The organism is Asanoa sp. NPDC049475, from assembly GCF_040676915.1.
Taxonomy (GTDB): domain Bacteria; phylum Actinomycetota; class Actinomycetes; order Mycobacteriales; family Micromonosporaceae; genus Asanoa.
In genome coordinates, this window is record NZ_JBFAPY010000006.1 from 219054 (window position 1) to 242456 (window position 23403).

General features: G+C 70.2%; 23 protein-coding genes and 1 pseudogene. 9 read left to right on the forward strand and 15 right to left on the reverse strand.

The features are described from left to right. The first annotated feature begins 1 nt into the window (after position 1). The gene (locus AB0J88_RS25215; protein WP_364351989.1) at positions 2-1027 is read left to right on the forward strand and encodes an aspartate-semialdehyde dehydrogenase; all 1026 of its coding nucleotides are present in this window, start codon (positions 2-4) and stop codon (positions 1025-1027) included. Between the two features lie 24 nt (positions 1028-1051). Then, positions 1052-1468 (forward strand): PPOX class F420-dependent oxidoreductase, encoded by a 417-nt coding sequence (locus AB0J88_RS25220; RefSeq protein ID WP_364351986.1) that lies wholly within the window; start codon positions 1052-1054, stop codon positions 1466-1468. Here the strand turns inward: AB0J88_RS25220 and AB0J88_RS25225 are convergent. Continuing rightward, positions 1465-2814, reverse strand: a complete 1350-nt coding sequence (locus AB0J88_RS25225; protein WP_364351983.1) for a pitrilysin family protein — start codon at positions 2812-2814, stop codon at positions 1465-1467. The two genes, AB0J88_RS25220 and AB0J88_RS25225, sit on opposite strands and share 4 nt — an antisense overlap. Further along, positions 2811-4103, reverse strand: coding sequence for a pitrilysin family protein (locus tag AB0J88_RS25230; RefSeq protein ID WP_364351980.1), 1293 nt, complete (start codon positions 4101-4103; stop codon positions 2811-2813). The genes AB0J88_RS25225 and AB0J88_RS25230 overlap by 4 nt, the downstream gene beginning before the upstream one ends. Positions 4104-4144: 41 nt before the next feature. Here AB0J88_RS25230 and AB0J88_RS25235 point away from each other — a divergent pair, with 41 nt between their 5' ends. Beyond that, a complete protein-coding gene (locus AB0J88_RS25235) occupies positions 4145-5515 on the forward strand; it encodes a hypothetical protein (protein ID WP_364351977.1) in 1371 nt (456 codons plus the stop codon). Here the strand turns inward: AB0J88_RS25235 and AB0J88_RS25240 are convergent. Next, positions 5501-5785: a GlsB/YeaQ/YmgE family stress response membrane protein gene (locus AB0J88_RS25240; protein WP_364351974.1), complete on the reverse strand. Its 285-nt coding sequence runs from the start codon at positions 5783-5785 to the stop codon at positions 5501-5503. The two genes, AB0J88_RS25235 and AB0J88_RS25240, sit on opposite strands and share 15 nt — an antisense overlap. Then, complete coding sequence (locus tag AB0J88_RS25245) at positions 5782-6186, reverse strand: YidB family protein (RefSeq protein ID WP_364351971.1); 405 nt, start codon at positions 6184-6186, stop codon at positions 5782-5784. The genes AB0J88_RS25240 and AB0J88_RS25245 overlap by 4 nt, the downstream gene beginning before the upstream one ends. A gap of 149 nt (positions 6187-6335) precedes the next feature. Here AB0J88_RS25245 and AB0J88_RS25250 point away from each other — a divergent pair, with 149 nt between their 5' ends. Further along, positions 6336-8783: a penicillin-binding protein gene (locus AB0J88_RS25250; RefSeq protein WP_364351968.1), complete on the forward strand. Its 2448-nt coding sequence runs from the start codon at positions 6336-6338 to the stop codon at positions 8781-8783. Between the two features lie 54 nt (positions 8784-8837). Here AB0J88_RS25250 and AB0J88_RS25255 read toward each other — a convergent pair whose 3' ends face one another. The 3 genes and pseudogenes from AB0J88_RS25255 to AB0J88_RS25265 form a co-directional block, all read right to left on the reverse strand. After that, on the reverse strand, positions 8838-9770 hold the full coding sequence (locus tag AB0J88_RS25255; protein WP_364352099.1) for a thioredoxin: 933 nt from the start codon (positions 9768-9770) through the stop codon (positions 8838-8840). A 240-nt stretch (positions 9771-10010) separates the two neighbouring features. Further along, on the reverse strand, positions 10011-10205 hold the full coding sequence (locus AB0J88_RS25260) for a hypothetical protein (RefSeq protein WP_364351965.1): 195 nt from the start codon (positions 10203-10205) through the stop codon (positions 10011-10013). A 2-nt stretch (positions 10206-10207) separates the two neighbouring features. Then, positions 10208-10423 (reverse strand): annotated as a pseudogene (locus tag AB0J88_RS25265) (DUF6158 family protein); the annotation flags it as partial. A 120-nt stretch (positions 10424-10543) separates the two neighbouring features. On the opposite strand from AB0J88_RS25265, the gene AB0J88_RS25270 reads away from it, so the two are divergent. Continuing rightward, a complete protein-coding gene (locus AB0J88_RS25270) occupies positions 10544-11011 on the forward strand; it encodes a hypothetical protein (protein WP_364351963.1) in 468 nt (155 codons plus the stop codon). 22 nt (positions 11012-11033) lie between these two features. Continuing rightward, positions 11034-11363 carry a DUF3817 domain-containing protein gene (locus tag AB0J88_RS25275; protein WP_364351960.1) on the forward strand — a complete coding sequence of 110 codons (330 nt, stop codon included), beginning with the start codon at positions 11034-11036 and terminating at the stop codon, positions 11361-11363. On the opposite strand, the gene AB0J88_RS25280 is transcribed toward AB0J88_RS25275, so the two are convergent. Then, positions 11353-11571 carry a DUF397 domain-containing protein gene (locus AB0J88_RS25280; RefSeq protein WP_364738022.1) on the reverse strand — a complete coding sequence of 73 codons (219 nt, stop codon included), beginning with the start codon at positions 11569-11571 and terminating at the stop codon, positions 11353-11355. The genes AB0J88_RS25275 and AB0J88_RS25280 overlap by 11 nt on opposite strands. A 202-nt stretch (positions 11572-11773) precedes the next feature. On the opposite strand from AB0J88_RS25280, the gene AB0J88_RS25285 reads away from it, so the two are divergent. From AB0J88_RS25285 to AB0J88_RS25295, 3 genes are all read left to right on the forward strand, one after another. Beyond that, positions 11774-11977 carry a DUF397 domain-containing protein gene (locus tag AB0J88_RS25285; protein ID WP_364351957.1) on the forward strand — a complete coding sequence of 68 codons (204 nt, stop codon included), beginning with the start codon at positions 11774-11776 and terminating at the stop codon, positions 11975-11977. 163 nt (positions 11978-12140) lie between these two features. Continuing rightward, positions 12141-13001 (forward strand): helix-turn-helix transcriptional regulator, encoded by an 861-nt coding sequence (locus tag AB0J88_RS25290; protein WP_364351954.1) that lies wholly within the window; start codon positions 12141-12143, stop codon positions 12999-13001. An 18-nt stretch (positions 13002-13019) separates the two neighbouring features. Continuing rightward, positions 13020-13901, forward strand: a complete 882-nt coding sequence (locus AB0J88_RS25295; protein WP_364351951.1) for a helix-turn-helix transcriptional regulator — start codon at positions 13020-13022, stop codon at positions 13899-13901. On the opposite strand, the gene AB0J88_RS25300 is transcribed toward AB0J88_RS25295, so the two are convergent. The 7 genes from AB0J88_RS25300 to AB0J88_RS25330 all read right to left on the reverse strand — a co-directional run bounded on the left by AB0J88_RS25300 (position 13869) and on the right by AB0J88_RS25330 (position 23361). Beyond that, complete coding sequence (locus AB0J88_RS25300; RefSeq protein WP_364351948.1) at positions 13869-16487, reverse strand: hypothetical protein; 2619 nt, start codon at positions 16485-16487, stop codon at positions 13869-13871. The genes AB0J88_RS25295 and AB0J88_RS25300 overlap by 33 nt on opposite strands. A gap of 114 nt (positions 16488-16601) precedes the next feature. Beyond that, positions 16602-17099, reverse strand: coding sequence for a DUF6232 family protein (locus AB0J88_RS25305; RefSeq protein ID WP_364351945.1), 498 nt, complete (start codon positions 17097-17099; stop codon positions 16602-16604). Between the two features lie 331 nt (positions 17100-17430). Further along, complete coding sequence (locus tag AB0J88_RS25310; protein ID WP_364351942.1) at positions 17431-18714, reverse strand: ABC transporter substrate-binding protein; 1284 nt, start codon at positions 18712-18714, stop codon at positions 17431-17433. 9 nt (positions 18715-18723) lie between these two features. Then, positions 18724-19845 carry a branched-chain amino acid ABC transporter permease gene (locus tag AB0J88_RS25315; protein WP_364351939.1) on the reverse strand — a complete coding sequence of 374 codons (1122 nt, stop codon included), beginning with the start codon at positions 19843-19845 and terminating at the stop codon, positions 18724-18726. Further along, positions 19842-20726 carry a branched-chain amino acid ABC transporter permease gene (locus AB0J88_RS25320; protein WP_364351936.1) on the reverse strand — a complete coding sequence of 295 codons (885 nt, stop codon included), beginning with the start codon at positions 20724-20726 and terminating at the stop codon, positions 19842-19844. Before AB0J88_RS25320 ends, AB0J88_RS25315 begins: the two co-directional genes overlap by 4 nt. Next, positions 20723-22588 carry an AMP-binding protein gene (locus AB0J88_RS25325; RefSeq protein ID WP_364351933.1) on the reverse strand — a complete coding sequence of 622 codons (1866 nt, stop codon included), beginning with the start codon at positions 22586-22588 and terminating at the stop codon, positions 20723-20725. Before AB0J88_RS25325 ends, AB0J88_RS25320 begins: the two co-directional genes overlap by 4 nt. Continuing rightward, the gene (locus tag AB0J88_RS25330; RefSeq protein WP_364351930.1) at positions 22585-23361 is read right to left on the reverse strand and encodes an ABC transporter ATP-binding protein; all 777 of its coding nucleotides are present in this window, start codon (positions 23359-23361) and stop codon (positions 22585-22587) included. The genes AB0J88_RS25325 and AB0J88_RS25330 overlap by 4 nt, the downstream gene beginning before the upstream one ends. Between the last annotated feature and the right edge of the window lie 42 nt (positions 23362-23403).

Here is a 23403-nt window from a genome sequence, read left to right on the forward strand (position 1 = left end):
CATGAGGATCGGAATCGTGGGTGCCACCGGCCAGGTCGGCGGCGTGATGCGGCGCATCCTGGCGGAGCGCGCCTTCCCGGCCACGCAGCTGCGGCTGTTCGCCAGCGCCCGCTCGGCCGGGCGCACGCTGCCGTGGCAGGGCACGGAGATCACCGTCGAGGACGCCGACACCGCGGACTACCGCGGTCTCGACATCGTGCTGTTCTCGGCCGGCAAGGGCGCCTCGAAGACCCTCGCGCCGAAGGTGGCCGAGTCCGGCGCCGTGGTGATCGACAACTCGTCGGCCTGGCGGATGGACCCGTCGGTGCCGCTGGTCGTCGCCGAGGTCAACCCGCACGCGATCGCCGACCGGCCTCACGGCATCATCGCCAACCCCAACTGCACCACGATGGCCGTGATGCCCGTGCTGCGCCCGTTGCACCACGAGGCTGGTCTGGTCTCCATGGTCGTCGCGACCTACCAGGCGGTCTCCGGCGCCGGGCTGTCCGGCGTCGCCGAGCTCGACGAGCAGGTCCGCAAGGTCGGCGAGCGGGCCACGGAGCTGACCCACGACGGCGCCGCGGTCGAGTTCCCCGAGCCCCACCAGTTCAGCGAGCCGATCGCCTTCAACGTCCTGCCGCTGGCCGGCTCGATCGTCGACGACGGTTCGGCCGAGACCGACGAGGAGCAGAAGCTCCGCAACGAGAGCCGCAAGATCCTCGAGATCCCGGGCCTGCGGGTCTCCGGCACGTGCGTGCGGGTGCCGGTCTTCACCGGACACTCGATGCAGGTCAACGCCCGCTTCGCGCAACCGCTGAGCCCGGCCCGGGCCGCCGAGCTGCTGGCCGGCGCGCCTGGTGTCGTCCTCGACGAGGTGCCGACCCCGCTCAAGGCGGCCGGCCGCGACCCGTCCTACGTCGGCCGGATCCGGGAAGACGAGACCGCCGACAACGGCCTGGCCTTCTTCGTGTCCAACGACAACCTCCGCAAGGGCGCCGCCCTCAACGCGGTGCAGATCGCCGAGCTGCTCGCGGCCGAAGGCCGCTGAGGCCAGAACAGAGGCGAAGACCTTATGGCTTTTCACGAGCTGCTGGAGAGCCGTGACGCGGGCGTCCTCGCGACGATCAAGCGCGACGGGCGCCCGCACCTGTCCAACGTGAACTACACGTACGACCGGGCGGCCGGCACCATCCGCGTCTCGGTGACCGACCACCGGCAGAAGACGGTGAACCTGCGGCGCGACCCGCGAGCCAGCTTCGAGGTCACCACGCCCGACCTGGGCCGCTACGTGGTGGCCGAGTGCCGGGCCGAGCTCTCCCCCGTGGCCGCCGACCCGGCCGACGCGACCGTCGACGCCCTCGTCGACATCTACCGGAAGATCGCCGGCGAGCACCCGGACTGGGCCGAGTTCAGGGCGGCGATGGTCACCGACCACCGGATCGCCCTGACCCTGCACGTCGAGCGTCTCTACGGCTGGCCCCGGAGCTAGATCGCCGCGACGACCACCTCGCCGAGGCCCGTGTCCTCGAGCTCGGAGCGGATCGCGGCCGCGTCGCCCTCGATGACCAGGGTGATGCCCTCGGCGTTGAGGTGGGCCGCGGTCGCCGCGGACACCTCGTCGACGGTGGCGTGCAGCAGCGACTCGCGCAGCCGGGCGTGGTAGTCGTCCGGCAGGTCGTGCACCACGAGCGTCGACAGGGCGCTGGCGTAGGCGCGGGGCGTCTGGAGGCCGACCGAGAGCTGCCCGGCCCGCCAGTCCCGGGCGACCGCGAGCTCCGGCTCGGTGACCCCCTCGGCCTGGGTGCGGGCGATCTCGCCGACCGCGTCGACCAGGGCCGGCGCGGTCACCGCGGTCTGCACGCCGGCGCTGGTCACGAACCGGCCGAACCGCCGGGACAGCCCGTATTCGGAGCGGATGCCGTAGGTGTAGCCGCGCACCTCGCGCAGCAGGTGGTTGAGGCGCGAGGTGAACGCGCCGCCCAGCACGATCGCGCCCAACGTCATCGGCACGTAGTCCGGGTGTGAGCGGTGCGGCGCGGTGTGGCCGAGCCGCAGCGTCGACTGGACGGACCCGGGCCGGTCGACCAGCACGATCCGCCGCGTCGTCCGGCCGTCGACCGGGAACGGCTCGCCGACCACCGGCGAGGACTCGTTCGCACCGGCGAACGCCGCCCGGCCCAGCGCGTCCAGGTCGATCCGGGACAGGTCGCCGGCCACCAGCAGCGTGCCGGGTGCCATGAACCAGGAGCGGTGGAAGCCGACCACGTCGTCGACGGAGAGCCCACCCACGGTGCGCGGGTCGCCGGACAGCGGCCGGCCGTGCCGCACCTCGGCGCCGAACAGGTCGCCGCGCAGCACCGCGTCGGCGCGCGGGCCGGGGTTGGCCCAGTAGAGGCGCAGGGACTCGGCCTCGTCGTCGCGGACCCGCTCCACGTCGGCCGGGTCGAGCTTGGGCCGGCGTACGGCCTCGGCGAGCAGCTCGACCGCCGCCGGCAGCGCCGCGACAGGCACCTGGACGGTCGCCGAGAACGAGTCCCAGTCGACCGACAGGGACAGGTCGGTGCCGAGCGACTCGAGCGCCACGGCGTAGTCGGCGGCCGAACGCGATTCGGTGCCCTCTTCGAGGGCCTTGGCCAGCACCTCGGCGACGCCCTCGACGCCGATCGTCTCCCGACCGCCGCCCGCGTCGAGCAGCAGCGACGCGACCGCCAGGTTGTGGCCGGGCAGGTCGGCGGCCACCACGGAACCGCCGGCCACCGAGCGCCGGACCACGGTCGGGAAGCGGTAGGGGCGCGGCGTCCCGGGCTCCGGGCGCTGCGCGATGAGCTGCGTCATGCCACTGCCTCCATCGGCTCGTAGACGAGCGTCACGCGGTCTTCGGGGCGGAGCACCTCGCGGGCCACCTCCGCCAGGGCGGACGTGGTCACCGCGCGCCAGCCGGGCAGCCGCGAGCCGACCAGGGCCGGGTCGCCGAACAGGGTGGCGTAGCGGCTGAGCAGGTCGGCCCGGCCGTCCACGGTGGCGACCGCGGTCCACCACTCGGTCTCCAGCAAGGCCTGGGCGCGGGCCAGTTCCTGCTCGGTGACCTCGCCGGTGACGAGCTCGTCGACCACCTCGGCCAGGGCCGCGCCGAGCCGGGCGGCGGTGACGCCGGGACGGGCGGTGGCGGAGGCGATCAGCGGCGCGGGCGCGTACGCGAGGTCGACACCGTAGGCGGCGACCGTGTCGGGCTGGGCCAGCCGGGCGCCGTCGGCGAGCAGCCGGTAGAGCCGACTGCCGCGACCCTGGCCGAGCACGGTGGCCAGCACGGTCGCCGCGTCGTGCTCGGGCGTGCCGTAGGGGTAGGTGCGGTGCGCCACGTAGACGCGGGGTGCCGGGACCTCGGCCGCCACGACGGAGGAGACCGGCCCGGCCCAGCCCTCCAGCGAGCCCGTCGGCGCCGCGGGCCGCGAACCGCCGGCGCTCAGCCCACCGAAGTATTTCCCGGCCAGCTCGAACACCTCGGCCGGGGACGCGTCGCCGGCCACCGTCAGCACCGCGTTGTCGGGCGCGTAGTAGCTGCGGTGGAACGCCTGGAACGTGCGCAGCTCCGCGGCGTTGAGGTCTTCCATCGAGCCGATGGTCGGGTGGTGGTAGGGGTGGCCCTCCGGATAGAGCAGCGGGAGCAGCCGCAGCCAGGCGTCGCCGTAGGGCACGTTCTCGTACCGCTGGCGGCGCTCGTTCTTGACCACGTCGCGCTGGTTGTCGAGGGTCTCCTGGACCAGCGCCGGCACCAGGCCGCCCATCCGGTCGGCCTCGAGCCACAGCGCGAGCTCGAGGTGCTCGGCGGGCAGCGTCTCGAAGTAGTTGGTGCGGTCCGGGTTGGTGGTCGCGTTGAGCGAGCCGCCGTTGCCCTGCACGAGGCGCATGTGCTCGGTCTTGGGCACGTTGACCGAGCCTTCGAACATGAGGTGCTCGAAGAGGTGCGCGAAGCCGGTCTGCCCGTCGGGCTCGTGCCGCGACCCGACGTCGTACCAGAGGTTGACCGCCACGACCGGTGCGCTGCGGTCCTCGCTGACCACGACGCGCATGCCGTTGGCGAGCCGGGTGGTCTCGATCGGCCAGGGATAACCCGTCTCGGACATGAAGTGACGTTATCGGATGAGCGAGCCGGGATACTTGCCCGGTGCACAGCGAGCCGTATCTTCTCGACCCTTCCGCCGACGGGGTGCACGTGCTCTGGCATACCAGCGCGCCCGCGACGGGCGCGGTGCTGCTGGGCGACGGGAGGCGCGTCGAAGCGACCAGCTCCGCGCTGGTCGCTCTCCATGACGACGATGGGGTACGCGCGACGGTGCACCGCCACTGGGCGGACGTGCGCGGGCTCGGCGCGGGTCGCACGCCGTACCGCGTCGTCTCGGTCCTCGACGAGGGTGCGACGCGGGAGTCGGACACCTACAGCCTGGCCCCCGCCGTGCCGGCCGGCGACCCCGTGCGGCTGCTGCTCACCAGCGACCACCAGCTGTGGCGGATGACGCCGGCCAACCTGGCCAAGGTGGCCGAGACCGTCGGCGTCGAGCTCGACGGCGTGCTGTTCGCCGGCGACATGGTCGGCGTGCCGGCGCGGGCCTCGGACTGGTTCGAGAACCCGAACGGGCGTGGCTTCTTCGCGGGGCTGACCGGGCGGGCCGACACGGAGATCGCGGGACGGCGCTACCGGGGCGCGCCGCTGCTCCAGCACGCCCCGCTGTTTCCCGCGATCGGCAACCACGAGGTGATGGGCCAGCGGCACCACACGCTGCAGGAGCGGTTCGACGACCCGGCGCCCAGCGGCTGGGACACCGCCGCCTACGAGGAGCTGTTCCCCGTGCCCCGGGGGCCGGCGGGGTCACGCTGGTGGTCCCGCACGGTGGGCGACGTGTTCGTCGTGTCGCTGTTCGTCACCCGGGCGTGGCAGGACGCGGTGGCCACGTACCTGGAACCCGGGCAGTTCCTGTTCGAGCGGGTCGACGCCGGCTCGGCTCAGCACACGTGGCTGGCCGGCGAGCTGGGGTCGGCGGCGGCCCGGGCGGCCCGGTTCCGGGTGGTGATCTTCCACCACGCGAGTCACTCGCTGGGCGCGCACGTGGTGCCGCCCTACACGGACCCCGTTCCGGCGGGCGGGCGCTTCGCGTACCCGATCGAGAACGACGTCGTCCTGCGTGATCTGGCGCCGCTGTTCGGCACGGCCGGGGTCGACCTGGTCCTCAACGGGCACAACCACCTGTGGAACCGCTTCCGCGACGCGGCCGGGGTCAACTGGCTGGAGAGCTCGAACGTCGGCAACTCCTACGGCGCTTTTCCGGAGCGCGGCGACCCCGGCGGCCTCGCGCCGGTGCTGCCCACGGTCGCGCCGCTGACCGACCCAGCCGGCACACCGCTGCCGTACGTCGCGGACGACGACGTGACGGTGTTCTCCGTGCTCGACTCGGCCGCGGGCGCCGTGCGGTCGTACCGGTTCGACACCCGCGACCCCGACGGGCCGGTCGTGCTGTTCGACGAGCTACGGCTCGATTGATCGCTTCGCCGCGTCCTTGGAGGCCAGGCGGGTGAACACCCAGACGAACAGGATGGCCAGGCCGATCTGGATGCCGTGCCGGATCCAGTCGATGCCGCGGGTCTCCCCCACGCCCAGGAAGTCGGCGATCACGCCGCCGATCAGGGCGGCGAGGAAGCCGATGCTGATCGTGGCGATCATCGAGATGTTCTGCCGGCCCGGCAGGATCAGCCGGGCGAGCACGCCGATGATCACGCCGCCGATGAGCGCCCAGAGCAGGGTGGCGATCATGGGTGGTCCTCCCTCGGTTCGGGTTCGCCCAGGAGAACCTGGGTGAAGGCGTCCTGGAGCGTGGTGGCGTCGGGCAGCAGGCCGCCCGGGCTGACCCGGTCGACGAGTTGGGGCAGCAGGTCGGCCAAGGTCTCCGCGGCCTCTTCGGGCCGCATCCCGGCGGCGTCGGCCGCCGCGTCGAGGTTGGCCGCGCCCAGCGCGTCGCGGATCTGGGCGGCGGTGATCTCCCGGCCCGGAGCGGTGTGGATCCACGACTGCACCTGCTGCTGGAGACCGCCCTGCTGGAGCTGGTCGAGCAGGCGGTTGAGATCGACGCCGTCGCCGGCCCGGTTCAGCACGCTGAGCAGGAGCCGGCGGACCCGTTCGTTCTGCGCCAGTTTGGTGATCTGATCCAGATCCATCCCCGCTCCATATCTGGCATTTGCCCCTTTTCCTTGGAGGTTATGCCGCGTGTCGCCGCAGAGGTGACGGGTTTCACGCAACCCGGCCCGCAACCGGGAGGGTCTTTGGCGCGTCTGGTCCAATACACGCCAAACATCCCGGGGGTCCCATGCACGTCCACGAGAACAGCCGGTTTCGCAACATCGCCACGCTGGCCCTGGTCGGTGTGTTATCCGGTGTGATCGTGGCCGCCGCGGCCTTCCCTCTCGCCGCCGCCTCCGGGCTGATCGCCAAGGCCGGCGCGATCTCGTTCGACGAGCTTCCGGCCAGCTTCACGGTCAAGCAGGCGCCGCAGGCCACCCAGGTGTTCGCCCGTGACGGCAAGACCCCGCTGGCCACCTTCTTCGACGAGAACCGCAAGGACGTGCCGCTCACGGCGATCGCGCCGACCGTGGCGCAGGCGCTGGTAGCCGCCGAGGACCAGGCGTTCTACCGGCACAACGGGGTCGACGTGCGCGGCCTGGCGCGGGCCGTCGTGGTCAACAAGGCGACCGGCGCGCAGCAGGGCGGCTCGACGCTGACCATGCAGCTGGTCCGGATGCTGGCGACCTACTCGGCGACCGACCCGCAGCAGGTGGTCGAGGCGACCGAGAAGAGCACCAGCCGCAAGATCAAGGAGAGCCGGCAGGCGCTCGCGCTCGACAAGGAGCTCGGCAAGAAGGGCGTCATCGAGCGCTACCTCAACCTGGCGCCGTACGGGCACAGCACCTACGGCATCTACGCCGCCTCCATGTACTACTTCGGCAAGACCCCCGACAAGCTGAACCTGTCGGAGTCGGCCCTGCTGGCCGGCGTCATCCGGGCGCCCAGCGTCTACGACCCCATGGACGAGGGTCAGCGGCCGCAGACGATGGAGCGGCGCGACTGGGTGCTCGACCAGATGGTCAAGACGGGCGCGATCACCACGGCACAGGCCACGCAGGCCAAGGCCGTGGAGCTCAAGTTCGTCGGCAAGACTCCGAGCAACGGCTGCACCGCGACCAAGCCCAACAACTACGGCTTCTTCTGCGACTACTTCCAGCGCTGGTGGCTCCAGCAGGAGGCGTTCGGCAGCACCACGTACGACCGCGAGCGGCGCCTGCGCGGCGGCGGCTACCGGGTGATCACCTCGCTCGACCCGGTCGCGCAGAACGCCGCCTTCAAGAACGTCACCGACCAGCTCGGCGTCAACCACAAGGAAGCGCTGATGGTGGCCGCCGTGGAGCCGGGCAGCGGCAAGGTGCGGGCGCTGGCCACCAACCGGACCTTCGGCATCGACGGCGGGTCGAAGCCGAAGAACAAGCCCCACAGCAACCCGGCCGAGGCCGAGCGCGGTGTACGCGGCACGTACCCGATCACGACGAACCCGCTGATCACGGGCGGTGGCGGGGTCAACGGCTACCAGGCCGGCTCGACCTTCAAGATCTTCGCGGCGGTGGCGGCCCTGCAGAAGGGCATGCCGCTGGCCACCGAGATCAACGCGCCGCAGGTCTACCGGTCGGGCTATTACGCGCCGCAGGGCGAGCCGGGCAGCTGCAGTGACATCCCGCGGTACTGCCCGACCAACGACAACTCCAGCATGGCCGGGCAGCACGACATGTGGAGCGCGTTCGGCGCCTCGGTGAACACGTACTTCGTGCCGCTGGAGGAGCAGGCCGGGGCGTACAACACGATCCAGGCGGCGAAGGCGCTGGGCATCCGGTTCCTGGCGCCGTCGGAGGCCGAGCACGCGGCCAACAAGGAGCAGGCCGACACCTGGGGCTCGTTCGTCCTGGGCGTCTCGGCGACCACGCCGCTGGACCTGGCCAACGCGTACGCGACGCTGGCGGCCGACGGCTCCCACTGCGACCCGACCCCGGTCGAGCAGATCTTCGACTTCGAGGGCGGCAAGATCGACGCCGGCGCGCCGCACTGCGACAAGGCGGTCAGCACCGAGGTGGCCCGAGGCGCGATCGACATGGCCCGGTGCCCGGTCGGCGACCAGTCGGCGTTCGACGAGTGCCGCGGCGCGACGGCCCGCGTCGTGCGCGACGAGGTCGGCCACCCGGTAGCCGGCAAGACCGGCACGACCGACAGCGACCGCACCGCCTCGCTGGTGGTCACCACCACGACGCTGGCGGTGGCCGGCATCATGGCGGACCCGGACTGGCCGGAGACGCCGGAGAACATGGACCACAACAAGATCAACCCGGCGGTCTACAAGACGCTCGCGGACGCGATGAAGGGCAAGCCGAAGGTCGACTTCCCGGCGCCGGCCCGCAGCACCGCGTACGGCGACCAGAAGACGATCCCGAACGTGTCCTGCCGGTCGGTCGACGACGCGCGGAACACGCTCGAGGAGGCCGGCTTCAACGTCAAGGTCGACGACATCCCGGTGTCGTCGAACTGCCCCCAGGGCTCGGTCGCCTACAGCGAGCCGAACCGGCGCAGCGTCGCTGGCGCCACGATCACGCTGAAGATCAGCGGTGGTCAGCCGCAGAAGCAGCCGACCGACCAGCCGGACGGCGGCCAGAACGCCCCGGCACGCCCGAACGACGACGACAGCCCGAACGACGTCATAGACCGGATCTTCGGCTAGCGCCGGCCGAGCCGAGGCGGCCCGGCGCGTAAACAGGACCCTTGCTTCGTCGGTCTATCCGAAGGTGAAGGCGTAGGCCGCGGCGCCGGGTGCGTCGAACCGGATCTCCAGAATCCGCTCGGTGACCGCGCCCGGCTGGCGCACGACCTGATAGAGGCGGCCCTCCCGGAGCACCCCCGCGCCGTCGGCGTCGATGTCGATCCCGTGCGCGTCGCCCGGGACCGCGCCATCGAGGAAGACCTGGAACGGGATCGGATCGTCGGTCGCGTTGGACAGCACGAGGTGGGCGTCGCGGGCCTGGTAACGGAGGACGATGCCGCCCTCGGCGCTGGTCAACTCGACCTTCTCCCGGCCCAGGTGCCACTCGCCGTCCAGCGCCCACTGGTTGAACGGCAGGAAGCCCGGGAAGGCGTACACGCGGCGTTCGTCCGGGGCCGGGTCCTCCGAGGCGAACGCGTCGCCGCGGGCGTACCCGAGATAGGTCTCGGGGGTACGCAACGTGGCCCAGTCGGCCTCGGCCTCCACTCCCCGCCCGACGACCGTGCCGGCCACCGGCTCCCGCCGCACGCCCAGCAGGCGCTGGATCTGCTGCTCGGACTCGACGTAGCGGCCCTCGCCGAAATGGGCGTCGCGGACCACGCCTTCCCGGTCGACGAAGTAGAGCGCCGGCCAGAAGTGGTTGTCGTAGGCGGTCCAGACCGCGTAGTCGTTGTCCACCACGACGGGGTACGTGATCTCGCGCTCCGCCGTCGCCTGCCGCACCAGGTCGACGTCCTGCTCGAAGGAGAACTCCGGCGTGTGCGCACCGACGACGACCAGGCCGTCGGCCTCGTACGCCTGCGACCAGGCTCGGATGTAAGGCTCGGTGCGCAGCCAGTTGATGCAGGTCAGCGTCCAGAAGTCGACGAGGACGACGCGCCCGCGCAGGCCGTCGGGATCCAGCGGCCCGGAGTTGATCCACGCGGTGGCCCCGGCGAACGTGGGCATGGCGGTCACGCCCTCACGGTAGAACGGGGAGCCGGGTCCGGAAGGCGAAACACCGCCCCCGGCGCAGGCCAGGGGCGGTGCCTCGTAGCGTCGGTGTGCAGGTCGCCTCTCGGCGAGTGGCACGACGCGGCTCCAGCCGGACGGTATTCCGCGAAGGCAATGGGTGAGGCCCGGGGACACTGGACACACCGACAGTGAGCTTAACGGCGGTCGTGGCGGGTTCATTCCCCGCCGGCTGGATCAGTTTCCGGAGTGGTCGCGCTCCTCCAGGCCGGCCCAGCCGCGCGGGCTCTCGGACTCGCCCCGGTCGTCGCCGTCGACGATCGCCTCGTCGACGGTGGTGTCCTCGTGCTCGACGGCGAAGTCGTCGTCCGCACCCGTGTCGGCCGGGTCGGTATCGCCTTCCGGGCGGCCCAGCGGCTCACGTGCACCCATCGTCACTCCAGCCCCGCGCCGTCGCGCAGCCGGTGCGGATCGACCTCGCGGCCGGGGTGCCGGGCCAGGTACTCGGTCTCCAGCTCGGCGGTGCGCCGCAGGTGGTTGGCCAGCGCCGGGTCGGAGCCGTGCCGGAGCGTGTCGAGGCGGGTCCGGTGCAGGCTGTGCAGCTCGCGGATCAGGTCGTCGTCGGAGAGCTCACTCGGGTCGACTCCCACATCCTCAACAGATTCGGTCATGGTTCGATACTGCCCATTTCCGGCGCGAGGTAACCAAGATTCGACACCACTACGACGCGCTGTCGGAGTGCCCAGGCGGCGCCGGTACCCTCGTTGGACATGAGGCGTCTGGCCACCCCACCGATGCTCGCGAAGCATGTGCTGGCGATCGCGCTGATCGGCGGCTTCCTCGCGCTGGGCTGGTGGCAGATCTCGCGCGCGTCGGCGGGCAACACGCTGAGCTGGGCGTACGCGATCGAGTGGCCGGTCTTCGCCGGCTTCGTCGGATTCCTCTGGTACCGGGAGATCCGCGAGGCACTGGGCTCCCCCGCCGCTGCCGCTCCCGCTCCCCCCGCCGAGCCGGCGCCCACCCCCGTCCTGCCTCCGGTGCTCGGCACCAAGGCTCCCAAGATCGGGTCTGGCTTCCGGCGACCGGTGCTGGTGCCGCGTCAGCCGGTCGCCGCCAGGACCGCGGCGGTCGGCGCCGACCCGGACCTGGACGAGTACAACGACTATCTCGCGTGGCTCAACGCCAACCCGGGCGCCAAGGCGTCCGCTTATCCGGGCCGCCGCCGCGGTCCAGGTTGACCAGGAAGGATCCCCCCGCATCATGCGCGCAGCCCTCACCCGGTACCGGATCATCGCGTACGTCGTCGGTGTCGTGCTCGTCGTCCTCATGGCGATCGGCATGCCGCTGAAGTACCTCGGCGACAACTCGACGGTGGTCGAGACCGTCGGCCCGGCGCACGGCTTCCTTTACATGATCTATCTGATCGCCGTGTTCGACCTCGGCCGGCGCGCGCAGTGGCCGATCGGCCGCATGCTGCTGGTCATGCTGGCGGGCACGATCCCGTTCGTCTCGTTCTACGCCGAGCGCAAGGTCGCGCACTGGTTCCACCCCGCGACCGAGCCGGCGGAACCGGTCGCCGTCACCTCTTGAGTGCCGCGCAGAGCGCGCGCCACGCTTCCGGGGGAAAACGCAACACCGGACCACCCGTGTTCCCCCGAACGAGGACGACGTCGGCCGTAACCGCCACGTCGACACACTGGTTTGATTCGCAGTGACTGCTGCGACGCCAGACAAGAGTCACGCCCATCAATACAATCTCGCACAGCACGGTCACACTGCGAAGAGTGACCGTCACCATGAGCGCGCTCACTCACGGTGATTCCATTTTCATCTCGCGTGATCTTCATTCCAATGGGATAAAAATCGCAGCATCTGAGCGCTTCGTCTTCCAATGTGGACGCTCGACCGCTAGGTTCCTATCCTGGCGCGGCCCTCTGCGGCCATCCCGCATGCCGCGCTTTTTTGTGCCCTAGAGAAGCCCCGAGCCTGCGGAGTTATTGATGTCCGACAGCAAGACTGCCATGCCCGTCTTCCGTCGCAGCTCACGCTGCGAAGCGAGTAACTGCGTCGAGGTCGCTACAGCCGGTGACGGCGCGATCCTGCGCAACTCGACCGCACCCGACACGCAGCTGACCTTCGAGGCCGCGTCCTGGCGCGGGTTCATCGCCGGCGTGGCTGCCGGCGAGTTCGACCTTTCCCGCTGAGACCACCATCCGGCACGCCGGCCACCGGTCGGCGTGCCGCACATATGAGCATGGATGGCCGAATGCGTATCGACGGGTGTACTCTCTGGGCAAGATGCAACCTGGCTAAACGCGATATGCCATTTGGCCAGCCTTGATCAGATCTCCCGACCGGAGGCAGGTCGTGACGACGGTCCAGGGGCCGACCGCCGGCAGGCGCCGACTGCGCACGGCCCTGCGAACGGCTAGGGAAAACGCCAAGCTCACCCAGGAACACGTCGCCGAGGCGATGGACTGGTCGCTGAGCAAGCTCATTCGCATCGAGACCGGCCGCGTGAGCGTGTCCACCAACGACGTTCGCGCGCTCCTCAGCCTTTATCGCATTAACGGCTCCGCCGAGGCCGAAGAGCTCATCGCGCTCGCTCGGGTGGCTCGTCAGAAGCCGTGGTGGCAGGACGCCCGCTCGGCGATCCCCCCGCATTACGCGCAATACATCGGCCTCGAGGCCGAGGCGTCCGCCATGCAGTGCTTCCAGTCGAGCCTCATGCCGGGTCTGGCACAGACGCGCGCCTACGCGCGGGCTGTCATCACGAACCGCCCCCCCGGGCAGATCAAAGCCGAGGAGGTCGACCCGCGCGTCGACCTCCGGATGCGACGCAAGACGGAGATCCTCGGTCGCGAAGACCCGCCGCGGTTCGACATCATCCTCGACGAGGCGGTCCTCCGCCGTTCGATCGGCAGCCCCGAGGTCCATCGCGAGCAGCTCGAGCACCTCATCGCCCTGGCCGCCGCACCCAACATCTGCATCCAGGTCGTCCCGTTCGCAGCTGGCGCCGTGACCGCTGCGGGGTCCTTTGTGATCCTCCAGTTCCCGGACGGCGCCGACGACGACGTGGTCTACCTCGAGAGCGCGCTGCTCGAGAACTTTTTGGAGCGGCCCACCGAGACCGACCCGTACCACGAAGAGTTCGGTTGGCTTCGTGCGCGAGCGCTCAACGAGCCCGACTCCCTATCGTTCATCGAGAAGGTGGCCGGCGAACTCTGAGCCTCGGACGCTCGCATTATGGATCCGGACACGCCGACCAGCCCGGTCATCGCGGCCCGGCGACTGCGGGCGCTGCTGCGTCGCGCTCGCGAGGTCAGTGTGACGACCCAGGCCGAGGCCGCGTCGCAGCTCGGTTGGTCGATGTCGAAGCTGATGCGGATCGAAAGTGGCACCGTCTCGGTAACCGCGTCAGACGTCGCGGCCCTGGCGAGGCTGTATCGGGTCGGACCAGAGATCGAGGCTCGGCTGCTCGCCCTGGCTGAGGCGGCGGCCCTGCGCGGCTGGTGGTGGCGCTTCCGACGGCAGTTTCCAGCGCCGTTCCAGACCTACGTGGGTCTGGAATGGGGCGCGGCAAGCATCCGGCTCTACCAACTGGTTGTCATGCCCGGGCTCGTCCAAACGCCGGCGTACACCGAACACGTCAATCGTGGCGCCTACGGACTGCCCCGCCACGAAGCGGCCGCCGCTGTCCGACAGCTCCGACAGGAAGGCGTCCTCAACCGCCCTCGTCCACCCCAGATCTATGTGCTCCTTGACGAGTCGACCATCCGCCGGGTCATCGGCGACGAACAGGTCATGTGCGGCCAGCTTCGCTGGTTGCTGGAGCTCACGCGCCGACCGAACGTCGACATCCGGATCCGGCCGTTCACTGCCGGCACCACCAGCTATCTGACGTCGTTCAGCCTGCTCAGCTTCGAAGACGATCCCGACATCGGCTATATCGAAGGCATCCCCGACGACACGTTGCTGGAAAGTCCGGAGCACATCAGCGGTGCGCGGACCGCGTTCGCGCGGATGTGGGACGAGTCGCTGACCAGAGCTCAGACTCGCACTCTCCTCCGGCGGGTCGCCGAAGAGTACGGAGCATCAGCCGGCACCGCGCATGACGTCGGACAGTGATGCACTCGCGACGCCGGCAGCGGTGGCGATCGCAAGCCGGAACGCCGGTCCATCCGCAGGTCGCTCGAGGACGAGCGCCTCGTTGAGCCGGTCCCACGCCTCGCCTCCCAGCGCCGCCCACCACAGCCGCGTCGTCCGCCGCAGCCATCGGTTCCCGTCGTCCGCCACGAGCCTGCGCACCGGCAACGGCTGGGCATCGGGCGTGGTGGCGCTGGCCAACAGCACAAGGTTGGCGGTGTAGACGGCCGTGCGATCGACGACGTCGAACGGCGTGGGCCGATAGTCCGACGGTGCCGCGGCCGCCCGCGCCCTCGAGATCAGCAGACTCAACGACTCGATGATCTGCCGACGTTGGTCGTCGTCGTGCGCCGACAACAATTGACGGCCGAACTCCAACGCCGGCCTTCGCTCGGTCAACGGCTGGTGCGACAGCAACGTCCGCAGCACACCGTCATCCGGCGACGGGTGCGACGACGGGTCCTGCTCGTGCACCATTCGTTGCCGTGTGTAGCCCTCGAGCAGGCGGACAGCGCGGTCGGCGATCAGGAACTCGCCGAAGGTGGCATGGAGGAACTCGTAGCTCTGCCGGTCGAACCCACTCGCTTCGTCAGCGTGCGAGACATGCACGAAGAAGAAGTTCGCCATGGTCCGCCGCGCACGCCCGAGGCGCGTGCCGAAGTCGAGCTGGCTCCGCGCTCCGCCTGATCCGAGGAGGACATCGAGATCGCGGTCAAGATCGAACTCGGTAGCGTACTGGCGACCACGATTGAACATGGCATAGGCGGCGATGCTGAGCGCCCAGCGCTCCACCGCCATCAGCGCGAGGACCGCCTCCGGAGCCGGTGGCCGGTCGCTCTTCTCGACGACCTGTCGACGGATGAAGCTGTCCAGCAGTTGTTGGTACAACTCGGCCGTCGACAGGTCACCGGAGTCGGGCGGACCGCTGTCGGGGTCGGCGGCGTAGATCGCCAGCATGGTCAGCAGCAAGGGCTGGTTCGCCAACGGGCCGTGGCGGCGCACCTCGTCAAGGGTCACCGGACGGAACCCGGACGACCCGGTGTTGGCCGAGTTCCACGCCGACAGCCAGCGTTGGATCTGTCCCTCGTCGAAGTCCTCCAGCTTCACCAGGACGCAGCCGAAGGGAATCCGTGCCCGGTCGACGACGAGGGTCCGAGAGGTGACGATGACCGCGACCGGGCGGCCGAGGTCGTACTCCTGCTCCTGGAAGTCCTTCACCTCGGTGAGATAGGCGGATTGCACCGCGCCGGTCGCCTGCACGAGTTCGTCGAAGCCGTCCAGGATCACGACTCGGACCACGTCCTCGCCTTCGGCGGCGATGTGTGCCCACGACACCTGTTCGTGCAACAGGTCCTGCAACGCGGTCTCGATCTGGGCGTGCACGGAGTCGTCCGCGTTGACCCGCCGGAGCTGCACCGGGACGACGGTGAACGACTCGGAGGGAAGCCTGGCCGCCAGCACGTCCGTCAGCAGCGACTTACCAGCACCCGGATGACCCAACACGATCAACGGTGACCGGACGGATCCCGGATGGGCCAGGAACGCGGCCACGAACTCGTCCAGCCCCTCGCGCACCTCCTGGCCGTCCCACCACCCCTCCTGCGAGGCCTCGGTGCCGGGGCCGGCGGACGCCACCCGAAAGCGCGGAGTCACGAAGCCCTGTGCCACGGTCGGCAGCGTCAGCCCCGACGGGACGTTCCCGGCGCGCAGCAACGGCTTGTAGAGCGCGGCCGCGTTGACCCTGGCGAGCCGGGACCGGTGCGAGCTCACCTCGGGACGCTCCGCGACCGTTGCGGAGGCGAGCAAGTCGTGCAGTTTGCCCATCGCTTCTGACTGGCTCGCGAGGATGACCGCCAGCGAGCTGTTCAACGCGGTCAGCCGTGTGCGCGTCGCCGCGTGCTCACCGACCGACGCCCAGACGAAGAACTCGGGGACCTCGGCTGCCAGCTGCACGTACCGCTCGCTGTAGAGGGCAACCGCACGATCGCCGACCGCGCTGCGCAACGCCGCGGGGTCGACATCGAGCTCCTGCCAGGCACGGAGCCCCTCGAAGAAGCCCACCGCCTTGCCAGCCAGCGACGCGAAGCGGGGCGCCAGCTCGGTATCCAGGTTCTCGTGGAAACCGCGCGTCGGGCCGGGCAATGGGATGTCCGCCGCGAGCAGCGACGCTGTCCACTCCTGCTGAGTGACGAGGCTGCCGGGCGCCGAGGCGAGACGAAGCTTCTCGGCCTCGGTGACCTCGAGCCGCGCGAAGTCCCGGCCTACCAGTTGTGCGATCGCGTCGAAAGCCGCGGAAAGAGCGAGCGTGGTGTGCGCGGCGGCGATCAGCTCGAGCCGGTCCCGGCCGCTCGCACCGCCGAGTCGCTCCGACGCCCGGTCGACCCCTTTCCGAAGCAGCTCGCCGACGTCCTGCTTGGCGTCGGTCAGCGCGAGGACCGGCGGGAAGACCACTGCGCCCAGCAGTAGCCCCGACTCGGCCACACGCCCGAGCAGGCGAAGCGTGCGGTGCTGCGGTCCGTGGATGATCTGGAGGGCGCCGGCGTAGGTGAGCGGTGAGGAGTCCCGCATGCACGCAGGGTACTCAGCCCAGCCAACAAAGAAAGGTCGCCGGCGAACCCCTAGGGAGGTTCGCCGGCGACCCGCGCTCGCCCGCCGTGCGAGCGCTCTATTCGGGAAAGTCGTTTACCACGGGTAGACGTTGACCAGCGGCGGTGAGGCCATGCCGCCCATGCGGTAGACCTCTTGCGCTCGGAGCAGCGCTCTGGTCACCTGGCCGTATTCGCGTTCCTCGTCTGAGCTGAACAGCAGCACCGTCATGCCTCGGTAGTCGCCCCACAGCTCGTAGGCCCGCGGGCGCATCCGGTGGCCGAAGGAGACCAGGGCGATCGGCACGAAGGCCGCCGCGCCCAGGAGGAGGAACGCCGTCGGGCTCAAGGTCGCGCCGCTGAAGCTCATCGTGATGCCGACGCTGCCCAGGACCGCGCCGGTGATCAGCACCGACCGCATCGTGAGGCGGTCGTGCGGGCCGCGGGCGGTGCGCAGGTTGGACAGGTCGCGCACCGGGAACCGCCGGCCGGCCACCACGAACGCCTCGCTCGTCACGAGGATGCCGGGCTGCCGGTAGAGCGGTGTCGGCGGTGGGCTGGCCGAGGTGATGGGTTGCGGGCGAGTTGCGTTCACGGGGTGCCTCCAGCAGCTCCGTGTTGCGGGCTGTGCTGTGACGTGCCGTTCCCGATCGGCCCTCGAATGCAGCGAAGGCAGGTCGCGTTGATCCGCGGAGAGCCCGCCCGGTGAGCGGCGGAAAGCTCTACTGCCATTGTGCGAAACGCAAGCTAGTTGAGGGAAGTGCCGCAATCGGCCACCTGGCACTTCGGGATGCCGCTGGCGGCGGTGTAGCCGCGTGTTTACCCAGGTTGGGGGCGGTATGCCCCCTCACTCCCGTGGGTGGGACCTGAAAATTGCGACAAAGCGGCCGCCGTGCCTGGAGGTCACGGCGGCCGCCGAGTCGATCTCAGAGCTGTTCGAAGCAGGGCTTGTCGAGGGTGAACGCCTTCGCGGTCGGGCCCTCGAAAAGCGGTCGGACCGGGGTGACGCCGGTCGGCGCCGCCGCGTCCACCTTGGAGATCTGGGTCTGGCGGAAGGTGCCCGAAGGGCCACCGGCGTAGTTGCCCGCGCCCGTCGGCAGCATGCCCTCGTAGTCGACCGACGTGAGCTGCTTGACTGCCGCCAGCACGCCGGCCCTGGTCAGGTCGCCGTTGGAGTTGGCCTTCTCCAGGGCGGCCTTCATCGGGTACGACCAGACCCAGCCGGACGTGTAACCGTCGGAGGGCGTCTTGCCCGGCAGCGCGTCGCGCATCGCCTTGTGGCCGGGCGAGTCGGTGCCCCACGAACCCCACGGCCCGCTCTGCTCGTAGAGCGCCGTCAGCGCCGGGCCGGCCGGGCTCTGCAGCAGGGCCGGGTTCCACGTCGGACTCGTGCCGATGAACCGCCCCTTGAAGCCCCGGGCCGCCGCACCGCCGACGACCGCGGCCGCGTCGGCCGGTCCCATGGTCAGGATGACCACGTCCGGCTGCTGCGACAGCAGCGCACCGATCGCGCCCGCCTGCTTGTCGGTGCCGGTGTCGGTCTTCACGTCGCTGAAGGTGAAGCCGAGCTTCTCCGACGCCAGCTTCGCGCCGGCCGCCGCGTCGTCGCCGTAGTCACCGGCCAGGTGCACCGCCATGACCTTCTTCGGCTTGTAGACCTCGTTGGCGTAGTCGAGCGCGTTCATCGACTCGACGCAGTAGTTGGCGCCGGACTCGATGATCACGTCCTCGAACGCGTACGCCGAGGTCCACGCCGCCGGCGAACCGACCACGTTGTTGGACTTCATGTCGGGCAGGATGGCCGCGGTGGTCGGCGACCCCAGGGTCTGCGCCAGCGCCAGGATGTTCGGCTTGATCTCCTGGTACACCTGGTTGGTCACCTGCGGGTTGTATTTGTTGTCGCGGATGTATTTGGTGACGTCGACCTCGTAGTCGCCGATTCCGCCGTCCGTGTTGACGCGCTTCCAGAACGCCTTCTGCGCGTCGGTGATCGGGACCGCCAGCGCCCGGAACGGGCCCTCGGTCAGGTCCGAGAGGATGCCGAGGTAGATGCAGCCCTTTTCTTTGTCGACCGCCTCGGGGCAGGGCTCGGACGTCACACCGACGTCGGTCTTGACGCCGGACTCCCCGGTCTCCGCCTCGCTGCCTCGACAGCCGCCGAGGGCGACCGCGAGGAGGACGACCACGGCACCGGATGCCAGTCGCTTCATGCGCACCTCTTAGTAGGAGAAGGGCCAGGACTTCCAGTAGTTGCGCGCACGGACCCACAGGCCGAAGAGCCCGCGCGGTTCGAAAATCAGGAACAGGATGATCAGGACGCCGTAGAGGATCGACTCGACCTGGAGCACGTTGGGCACCTCGTTGGCGTCGGTGCTGATGAACGGGAGGAACGCCTGCAGCTCGCGGATGATCCGCGGCAGCAGGGTGATGAAGAACGCCCCCGCGATCGCACCGGAGATGGTGCCGGCGCCGCCGATCAACACCATCGCGATGTACTGGACCGACAGCAGCAGGCTGAACGACGTCGGCTCGATGTAGCCGGTCACCGTGAACAGCAGCGCGCCCGCGCAGCCGGCGTAGAAGGACGAGACCGCGAACGCGATCGTCTTGTAACGGGCCAGGTTGACGCCGATGACGCCGGCCGCGATGTCGCGGTCGCGGATGGCCGTGAACGCCCGGCCGACCCGGGAGCGGGCCAGGTTGCGGGCCGCGAGTGCGAACACCAGCAGCAGCGCGGCCATCAGCCAGAACAGCTTCTGGTCGCGGGTGGCCGAGGCCGTCGTGGTGAACAGCGACCAGCCGAAGACCTCCAGCGTCGGTGCCGGCCGTCCGACGCCGACGCCGCCGGTCACGCTGGACCACTCGTTGAAGATGTGTTGGCCGATGAAGACCAGGCCGAGCGTGACGATCGCGAGATAGAGGCCGCGCAGCCGGGTCGCCAGCGGGGCCACGATCACGCCGAACAGCCCGGCGACGAGGCCGGCCGCGGGCAGCCAGACGAGGATGTTGGTGACGCCGTAGCCGACGGTGCGTCCGTCCGGGTCGCCGCTGATCACGGACGCGGTGTACGCGCCGATGCCCAGGAAGAAGGCGTGCCCGAGGGAGACCTGGCCGGCGTACCCGGTGACGAGGCCCAGCCCGATCGCGCCGATCGCGGCGATGCAGCACGTCGCCAGGAGTTGCAGCTCGGCGTCGGCCAGCAGGAACGGCAGGAGCGCGGTCACCGCGAGCAGCACGCCGAACGCCACCTTGCGGGTGGTCGTCGGGAACAGGCTCATCTCGCTGGGGTACGAGGTGAACAGCAGCGGCCGGCCGCGCGGAGGCCTGGTGGTGACGGTCATACCCGCTCGACCTCCCGCGTGCCGAACAGTCCGTACGGGCGGACGAGCAGGACCACCAGCATCAGCACGTACGGCGTGATCACCGAGACGTTGCCGCCGAGCCAGGGCAGGTCGTTCTGGTACGTGGCGACGAGCTCCTGCGCCACGCCGACCGCGAGCCCGCCGAGCACGGCGCCGGGCAGCGAGTCGAGTCCACCGAGGATGATCACCGGAAGCGCTACCAGCGCGGTGAGCCAGAGGTTGCCGTCGAAGCTGACGCCGGCGGTCGCGAACGTGCCGCCGATGGCCGCCAGCGCACCGGCCAGCGCCCAGCTCAGCGCGAACACCGCGCCGACCGAGACGCCCTGGGCCAGCGCGGCTTCCTGGTCGTCGGCCGCCGCCCGCATGGCGAGGCCCATCCGGGTGAAGCGGAAGAACGCGAAGAGCGCGGCGACGAGCAGCGCGGTGGCCAGGAAGGCGGCGACGTGGCGCTGCTGCACCTGCAGCGAGCCGATCTGCCAGCTGTCGAGGCCCCAGGGGTCGTGGACGTTGCGCACGTCGAGGCCGATGAAGATGTTGACCACCACGCGGATGGCGACGTCGACGCCGAGCGTGATGATCGCGACGACGAACGCCGGGCGGCCGACCATGGGGCGCACGGCGCCGCGCTCGATGCCCAGCGCCAGCAGGGCGGTCAGCAGCGCGGCGACCGGCAGCGCGGCCCAGAAGCCGAGAGGGCCGGCGAGGTGGCTGACCAGGACGACACCGGCGAGCATCAGGGCGGGCTGGGCGAAGCTGATCACTCGGGTCGCCTTGTAGATGATCACGAAACCGAGTGCCAGCAACGCGTACACGCTGCCGGTGCCCAGCCCTCGGACTATCCCCTCCAGCAGATCGATCATGTGGTGACCCGGGCGGTGTAGATGTCCTCGACCAGGTCGCCGAACAGCTCGGCCACCGCGGAGCGGCGGACCTTCTGGGTCGCGGTCAGCTCGCCGTCCTCGTGGTCGAGCTCCTTGGGCAGCATGCGGAACTCGCGCACCCGCTCGACCGGCGCGTGCCGGCGGTTGACGTCGTCGACCACCGACTGCACCAGCGCGCGCACCTCGTCCTTGTCGGACAGGTCGCGATAGGTGGTGTAGCCGATCCCGCGGCGCTGCGCCCATTCGCCGACCGTGTCCCACTCGATGCCGATCAGCGCGGCGAGGAACGGCCGGCGGTCACCGACCAGGATCGCCTCCTTGACGTACGGCGACGCCTTGAGCGCGTTCTCGATCTCGCTCGGCGCGATGTTCTTGCCGCCCGACGTGATCATGATGTCCTTGGCGCGGTCGGTGATCCGCAGGTGGTCGGGGCCGTCCCACTCCCCTACGTCGCCGGTGCGCAGCCAGCCGTCCGCGGTCTTCGCCCGTGCGGTGGCCTCCGGATCGTTGAAGTAGCCGACGAACACACCGGCGTGCCGCAGCTCGATCTCGCCGGTGGCCGGCTCCAGGCGCAGTTCCACGTCTTCCTCGGGCTCACCGACCGTGCCGAGGCGCACGCGCCGTGGCCGGTTGCCGGTCGCGATCGCCGAGCTCTCGGTCATGCCGTAGACCTCGTACATCGGCACGCCGATGCCCATGAAGAAGCGCAGCACGTCGGGTGCGATCGGGGCGGCGCCGGAGGCCGCGAACCGGACCCGGCCGATGCCGACCCGTTCGCGCAGCGCGCGATAGAAGAAGAGCCAGCCGACGGCGTACGCCAGCCGGGTCCCTGTGGTGTGCACCCCGCCGGTGCGCACGAGCGTGGCGCCGATCCGGTCGGCCACCTTCAGCCACAGCCGGGCGTTGAGCCGCTTGACCGGCGTGGCGTTGGCCAGCTTGATCTGGACCGTCGCGAGCATCTTCTCCCAGATGCGGGGCACCCCGAACAGGATCGTCGGCTGCACCTCGCGCAGGTTGGCCTGCACGGTGGCGATCGACTCGGCGAAGTTGACCTGGATGCCGGCGCCGGCGTTGAACCAGATCGTGAAGATCCGCTCGGCGACGTGGCACAGCGGGAGGTACGAGACCGACAGGTCGGCCGGTCCGGGCGGTGAGCCGGCGAAACCGCGGCCGCGGCTGATCGTGCGGACCGCGAAGTCCACATTGGCCACCGAGAGCATCGCGCCCTTCGGCGGCCCGGTGGTGCCCGAGGTGTAGATCAGGGTGGCGATGTCGTCGGGGGTCGCGGTGGCCATCAGGTCGGCGACGGCGCTCGGGTGCGCGGCCCGGTGCTCGCGACCGAGCGCAAGCAGGTCGTCCCAGGCGAGCAGCGCGGGGTGGTCGTAGCGGTGGCGGATGCCACGGGGCTCCAGGTAGACCACCCGCTCGAGGGCCGGGCAGGTGCCGATCACCTCGAGCGCCTTGTCGACCTGCTCCTGGTCCTCGGCGACCAGCACCTTGGCTCCGGAGTGGGAGAGCAGGTAGCCGACCTCGGGCGCCGGGTTCGTCGGGTAGAGGCCGACCGTCATCGCGCGCACCGCGACCGTGGCCACGTCGGTGAACAGCCACTCGGGCCGGTTGTCGGCGTGCACCGCGACCCGGTCGCCGGGCTCGACGCCGAGGGCGAGCAGGCCGTGCGCCACGGTCAGGGCCTGGTCCCAGTAGTCGGACCACGAGTACTGCCGCCAGATGCCGTGGTGTTTCTCGCGCATCGCGACGCCGTGCGGGGTGGCCGCGGCCCGGTCGCGGATCCGGGACGCGATCGTGGTCACCGTGTCGGTGCGGGCCGGCGCGATCGTCATGCCCGTTCCACCTCCCCCAGATAGGCGCGGATCACGTCGGGGTCGTGCTGGATCTGCGCGGGGACACCGGTGGCGACCGGGCGGCCGAAGTCGACCACCATGACCCGGTCGGCCAGGTCCATCACCAGGCCCATGTCGTGCTCGACCAGCACGATCGGGATGTCCAGCTCGTCGCGGATGTCGAGGATGTAGCGGGCCATGTCCTCGGTCTCCTCGACGTTCATGCCGCCGACCGGCTCGTCGAGCAGGAGCAGCTTGGGCTCCATGGCCAGCGCCCGCCCGAGCTCGACGCGCTTCTGCACGCCGTAGGGCAGCAGCCCGACCGGCAGCCGCCGCCACTGTTCGAGCTCGAGGAAGTCGATGATGTCCTCGACCTTGGCGCGGGCGGCGACCTCGGCCCGGCGGGCGCGGCCCAGCCAGACCAGGGCGGCCAGCGTCCCGTACTCGATGTGGTGGTGTCGGCCCAGCATCAGGTTGTCGAGGACGGTGAGGTTCGCGAACAGCTCGACGTTCTGGAAGGTGCGCGCCATGCCACGGGCGGCGATCTGGTGCGGCCGGCGGCCGACGAGGTCGGCGCCGTCGAAGACCACCCGCCCGTGCTGCGGACGGTAGACGCCGGACAGGACGTTGAAGATCGAGGTCTTGCCGGCGCCGTTGGGTCCGATGATGGCGAAGAGCTCGCGCTCGCCCACCGTGAAGCTGATGCCGTCGATCGCCTTGACCCCGGCAAAGCTCAGCCGCACATCGTCGAAGACCAGGATGTCTCCGCTCACGCCGCCACCTCCCTGCGGTCGGCGGAGCGCGAGCGAGGATCG

Coding starts and splice junctions, on each gene's coding strand:
- AB0J88_RS25215 (WP_364351989.1), top strand. CDS start 2: ATGAGGATCGGAATCGTGGGTGCCACCGGCCAGGTCGGCGGCGTGATG.
- AB0J88_RS25220 (WP_364351986.1), top strand. CDS start 1,052: ATGGCTTTTCACGAGCTGCTGGAGAGCCGTGACGCGGGCGTCCTCGCG.
- AB0J88_RS25225 (WP_364351983.1), bottom strand. CDS start 2,814: ATGACGCAGCTCATCGCGCAGCGCCCGGAGCCCGGGACGCCGCGCCCC.
- AB0J88_RS25230 (WP_364351980.1), bottom strand. CDS start 4,103: ATGTCCGAGACGGGTTATCCCTGGCCGATCGAGACCACCCGGCTCGCC.
- AB0J88_RS25240 (WP_364351974.1), bottom strand. CDS start 5,785: ATGATCGCCACCCTGCTCTGGGCGCTCATCGGCGGCGTGATCATCGGC.
- AB0J88_RS25245 (WP_364351971.1), bottom strand. CDS start 6,186: ATGGATCTGGATCAGATCACCAAACTGGCGCAGAACGAACGGGTCCGC.
- AB0J88_RS25250 (WP_364351968.1), top strand. CDS start 6,336: ATGCACGTCCACGAGAACAGCCGGTTTCGCAACATCGCCACGCTGGCC.
- AB0J88_RS25255 (WP_364352099.1), bottom strand. CDS start 9,770: ATGCCCACGTTCGCCGGGGCCACCGCGTGGATCAACTCCGGGCCGCTG.
- AB0J88_RS25260 (WP_364351965.1), bottom strand. CDS start 10,205: ATGGGTGCACGTGAGCCGCTGGGCCGCCCGGAAGGCGATACCGACCCG.
- AB0J88_RS25270 (WP_364351963.1), top strand. CDS start 10,544: ATGAGGCGTCTGGCCACCCCACCGATGCTCGCGAAGCATGTGCTGGCG.
- AB0J88_RS25275 (WP_364351960.1), top strand. CDS start 11,034: ATGCGCGCAGCCCTCACCCGGTACCGGATCATCGCGTACGTCGTCGGT.
- AB0J88_RS25280 (WP_364738022.1), bottom strand. CDS start 11,571: ATGGTGACGGTCACTCTTCGCAGTGTGACCGTGCTGTGCGAGATTGTA.
- AB0J88_RS25285 (WP_364351957.1), top strand. CDS start 11,774: ATGTCCGACAGCAAGACTGCCATGCCCGTCTTCCGTCGCAGCTCACGC.
- AB0J88_RS25295 (WP_364351951.1), top strand. CDS start 13,020: ATGGATCCGGACACGCCGACCAGCCCGGTCATCGCGGCCCGGCGACTG.
- AB0J88_RS25300 (WP_364351948.1), bottom strand. CDS start 16,487: ATGCGGGACTCCTCACCGCTCACCTACGCCGGCGCCCTCCAGATCATC.
- AB0J88_RS25310 (WP_364351942.1), bottom strand. CDS start 18,714: ATGAAGCGACTGGCATCCGGTGCCGTGGTCGTCCTCCTCGCGGTCGCC.
- AB0J88_RS25315 (WP_364351939.1), bottom strand. CDS start 19,845: ATGACCGTCACCACCAGGCCTCCGCGCGGCCGGCCGCTGCTGTTCACC.
- AB0J88_RS25320 (WP_364351936.1), bottom strand. CDS start 20,726: ATGATCGATCTGCTGGAGGGGATAGTCCGAGGGCTGGGCACCGGCAGC.
- AB0J88_RS25325 (WP_364351933.1), bottom strand. CDS start 22,588: ATGACGATCGCGCCGGCCCGCACCGACACGGTGACCACGATCGCGTCC.